A 2,460-nucleotide genomic window follows, 5' to 3' on the forward strand; every position below is an offset into this window, starting at 1 on the left:
AGAGTGTCCGGTTTTCGGGGTCCACCTCACTTCCACGGGGTCTTTGTTGTCTAAAGCCCCTGCGATTTCATCTTTGGCGGGCTGCTCGGCGGCCGCGAAAAATTCTCTTGTACGAATGCGAGAAATACTTCGAGAAATGTTGCTCCAAAGTTCTGCAGGGCCTTCGGAATGGTTGGCTTTTCCGGGAACAATTGGTGCCCAAGCCGAATGATATACGCCATCCGCCCAACCCATTCTTTGGAAAGCAATTGCGCGGAAGTTGTTCTGGTTCGACAGATCCTGAAGTTGGGCCGTTGATAGAGGTGCTGTCGCGCACGGCTTGCCATCCACGAGAACCGGTTCGATTTTCCAAGCATCAGCGGCTACGTTTGCAGCGCGAAAACCACCAGTGAAATGCAAGTAGAAGGCGGTTCCATCTGGTTGGCGAGGTAGCTCAATAACTTGCTTCATAATCTGCTCCACTTCATCCACGAACAGCCTCAAACGTTAACGAAAAACTACATACTGCGACTAAGGAATTACGTTGACAGCCGCCGCGAACGAGAGCTGTCTTCGACCCCTGAGCCTCGACATTAAGGGCGGGCACCGCGACAAGCACAGCTTCCTTGCACAATAGTTGACGGAAACCCGCCGCGCGCTGCCAATCTGCCCCGATTTCCTTAACCACACCTTGCCGCCTTGCCTGGCATTTTAGGCACATCAAGACGTTTGCAGGCAGGTGGGTGACATGCGGAAGGCGGCACAACGGCAATCGACATTTCTTTTGCACGATGTTGCACTACCGGCGGCCACCCCTGCGTCGGAGGTGAAAGCACATGCCTGAACTGATTTCAGCCGAAGACCTTGCGCGCCAGATGCTGTTTTCTGGCGTCAACGGGGCATTCCGTGACTGGTGCGCCCTGATGCGCATTCATCCGGTGCCGGGGCGGCGCAGTGTCTATGACCCTGCGCCTGTGCGGCGCAGGCTGGATGAAGCGCAAGGGCTGTTGCAGGGCGAGGGCGCGGCCTCGGCCGTGGGTGCGGGTCTGGTGGCCCAGAGAAGGGCGCGTCGTGGTGCAGCGTAAGCGCCAGCGCCTTCCGGCCGAGATTAACCGGGTCCGCGCCAAGCTGGCGGACGGGACGGTGCGGTATTACTTCTATCTGCGCGGCCGGAAGGCGGCACGGTTCTGGACCGATGCCCAGCCGAACCCGACCGATCCGGCCTTCTTCGCAGCCTATGTCGCGGAAATGGAAAAGGGGCGGCCCAAGGTCGGGCACCTCGTTCCCGGCATGGTGGACGCCTATCTGTCTTCGGCCGAGTTCAAGGCGAAAAGCCCCCGCACCCAAGACGATTATCGCAAGTGGGCGTTGCGCTTCGCGGCCGAGTTCAAGGACGACCCGGTGGCGATCTTTGAGGAACCGGCCTCGCGGGGCGAGGTCAGCGAATGGCGGCAACAGTGGGCGCATTCGGCCAAGCAATTCGACTATGCCGGAACCGTGGTCACACTGATTCTGAATTGGGCGCGAGACGCCGGGAAGATCGCGGAACACCATTGCGACCGCTTGCCCAAAGCATACAAAGCCGACCGGGCCGAGGTGGTCTGGACCGAAGGCGACCTTGCCACCTTCACCGCCCTTGCGCCCGAATGGGTCTCGCGCATCCTTCTGGCCGCCTGCGAAACCGGGTTGCGGCCGGGCGATCTTATCAAGCTGTCCCGCGCCCATATCGAAGACACGCCCGGCGGGCGGCGTCTTCGCATCAAGACGAACAAGCGCGGCCGGGTTGCACATATCCCGGTGCTGCCCCGCATGGCGGCCATTCTGGACGCCACGCCGAAGGACCGGCTTCTGATCCTGACCAATGCGAACGGCCAGCCCTTGACCGAACACCGGGCTTCAGAGGGAGTTCGCCAGTGGCGCGACAAGGCCAAACTGTCGGACACGCTGCGCCTTCAGGATGCCCGAGGCACGGCCGCCACGCGGCTTCTGAACGCGGGACTCAGCCTTGCGCAGATCGCGGGCTTCATGGGCTGGGGCCTGCGACATGCGCAGAACGTAATTGAGCATTACGCCCGCCTCGCCCCCGACGAATCCGACCGCATCCTTGAAGCCTTGACGGCGGCAAAGCGGGGTGTAGCGTGAACGGATTTGCAAAACGCCGTGCAAAATAGCCGCCCGGAAGGGCGGCGCGCAACGTCTAAGTCATTGGAAAGATTTGGAGGCGGGTACCGGAATCGAACCGGTCTTCACGGATTTGCAATCCGCTGCGTAACCTCTCCGCCAACCCGCCGGAGCCTCGGCCTCATTAGATTTTCCCGAAACCGCCGTCAAGCGGATAACACGCGCGCCACGGGGCGACAATTTCGTCGCGGTCGCAGAGGCTTACGCCCCTCCCCCGAAACATAGGCCATCGGCGCCGGCCGCCAAACCGCCGCAGCCTACGAAATATCTGTATCGACCCAGCGGAATCTGCTCAGGTTA

The 2,460-nt window shown here is 60.9% G+C and carries 3 protein-coding genes and 1 tRNA gene; 2 read left to right on the forward strand and 2 right to left on the reverse strand.

The window, feature by feature from the left end:
* Positions 1 to 471, reverse strand: a 471-nt coding sequence (locus CG50_RS16985) for a hypothetical protein (protein ID WP_152559575.1), incomplete at its 3' end; no start/stop codon positions are given.
* Between the two features lie 344 nt (positions 472 to 815).
* Between CG50_RS16985 and CG50_RS17275 the strand changes: the two genes are divergently transcribed.
* Together CG50_RS17275 and CG50_RS15910 are read left to right on the forward strand one after the other, a co-directional pair.
* The gene (locus CG50_RS17275; protein ID WP_169743360.1) at positions 816 to 1,064 is read left to right on the forward strand and encodes a hypothetical protein; all 249 of its coding nucleotides are present in this window, start codon (positions 816 to 818) and stop codon (positions 1,062 to 1,064) included.
* On the forward strand, positions 1,051 to 2,121 hold the full coding sequence (locus tag CG50_RS15910; RefSeq protein WP_245615768.1) for a tyrosine-type recombinase/integrase: 1,071 nt from the start codon (positions 1,051 to 1,053) through the stop codon (positions 2,119 to 2,121). The genes CG50_RS17275 and CG50_RS15910 overlap by 14 nt, the downstream gene beginning before the upstream one ends.
* 74 nt (positions 2,122 to 2,195) lie before the next feature.
* On the opposite strand, the gene CG50_RS15915 is transcribed toward CG50_RS15910, so the two are convergent.
* A tRNA-Cys gene (locus CG50_RS15915) sits at positions 2,196 to 2,269 on the reverse strand.
* Between the last annotated feature and the right edge of the window lie 191 nt (positions 2,270 to 2,460).

It is taken from the genome of Paenirhodobacter enshiensis (assembly GCF_000740785.1).
In the GTDB taxonomy this organism is placed as follows: domain Bacteria; phylum Pseudomonadota; class Alphaproteobacteria; order Rhodobacterales; family Rhodobacteraceae; genus Rhodobacter; species Rhodobacter enshiensis.